The sequence below is a fragment of the Streptomyces flavofungini genome, assembly GCF_041028215.1.
Lineage (GTDB): Bacteria > Actinomycetota > Actinomycetes > Streptomycetales > Streptomycetaceae > Streptomyces > Streptomyces flavofungini_B.
Window position 1 is genome coordinate 1 of record NZ_JASKYR010001301.1, and the last position, 1,268, is coordinate 1,268.

Below are 1,268 nucleotides of genomic sequence, written 5' to 3' on the forward strand. Positions count from 1 at the left end.
GCGCCGAGGCCTGCCCGCCCGGCACCGGCTCCGGCACGGCCACCTCATGGCCGCCGCCGCGCTCACCGTGCCCGGCGACCTCGCCACCCCGCCCGCCCGCGCACACGCCGACCGCCTCGCCGACCTGGACGACTCCGCCTGGGAGACACTGCGTCTCGGCCCCGGCTGGACGGCGGACGTCCTCAAGGACAGCGGGGCCGAGGAGGAGGTACGTACCCCATGAGCCAGACCGTCGACCGCGCGCTGTCGATCCTGCCGCTGCTCGCCGAGGGCCCCGCCGACCTGGGACAGGTCGCCGACCGGCTCGACGTCCACAAGTCCACGGCTCTGCGGCTGCTGCGCACCCTCCACGAGCACGGCCTCGTCTTCCGCCAGTCCGACCAGCGCTACCGCCTCGGCGCCCGGCTCTTCGCGCTCGCCCAGGAAGCCGTCGAGAACCTCGACGTGCGCGAAATCGCCCACCCCCACCTCCTCGCCCTCAACGAGCGCTGCGGCCACACGGTCCACCTCGCCGTCTACGAGGAGCAGGAGGTCCTCTACATCGACAAGGTAGAGAGCCGCTACCCGGTACGGATGTACTCCCGTATCGGCAAGCCGGTCGCGATCACCGTCGCCGCCGTCGCCAAACTGCTGCTCTCCGACTTCCCCGAGGCCGAGCGCCGCGCCATCGCGGAGAAGCTCGACTACCCCACCTACACGTCCCGTTCGACGCCCAACGCCGCCGCGTTCCTGAAGGAACTGGCGGCCGTGCGCGAACAGGGCTGGGCCACCGACCTCGGTGGCCACGAGGAGTCCATCAACTGCATCGGGGCCCCCATCCGCGGTGCGGACGGGCGCGTCGTCGCCGCCATGTCGGTCTCCGCGCCGAATGTCGTCGTCACCGCCGAGGAACTCCTCACACTGCTCCCGCAGGTGCGCCGCACGGCGGACGCCATCAGCCGGGAGTACTCCGGCAAGTCACCCCTGAAGGAAGCCTGAGCACGTCATGACCGAGAAGACCGCCCTCACCCCGGCCACGCACACCACCCCGCCCGCGAAGTTCTCCCACGGCGTCAAGAAGGGCAACATCCTTCAGGTCGCCGGTCAGGTCGGCTTCCTCCCCGCCGAGGAGGGCAAGCCAGACGTTCGCCAACGTCAAGGCGATCCTCGAAGAGGGCGGCGCCACCTGGGACGACGTCATGATGATGCGCGTCTACCTCACGGACGTCGACCACTTCGCCGAGATGAACGAGATCTACAACGCGTACTTCGAGGAGCAGGGCCTCAAG

1 protein-coding gene and 2 pseudogenes are annotated in these 1,268 nt (G+C 70.1%); all 3 read left to right on the forward strand.

What is annotated here, in order from left to right:
* Nucleotides 1–223, forward strand: a pseudogene (locus AB8Z36_RS40600) (sugar kinase); the annotation flags it as partial.
* A complete protein-coding gene (locus AB8Z36_RS40605; RefSeq protein ID WP_369218358.1) occupies nt 220–978 on the forward strand; it encodes an IclR family transcriptional regulator in 759 nt (252 codons plus the stop codon). The pseudogene AB8Z36_RS40600 and the gene AB8Z36_RS40605, both read left to right, overlap by 4 nt.
* A gap of 7 nt (nt 979–985) precedes the next feature.
* A pseudogene (locus AB8Z36_RS40610) lies at nt 986–1,268 on the forward strand (RidA family protein); the annotation flags it as partial.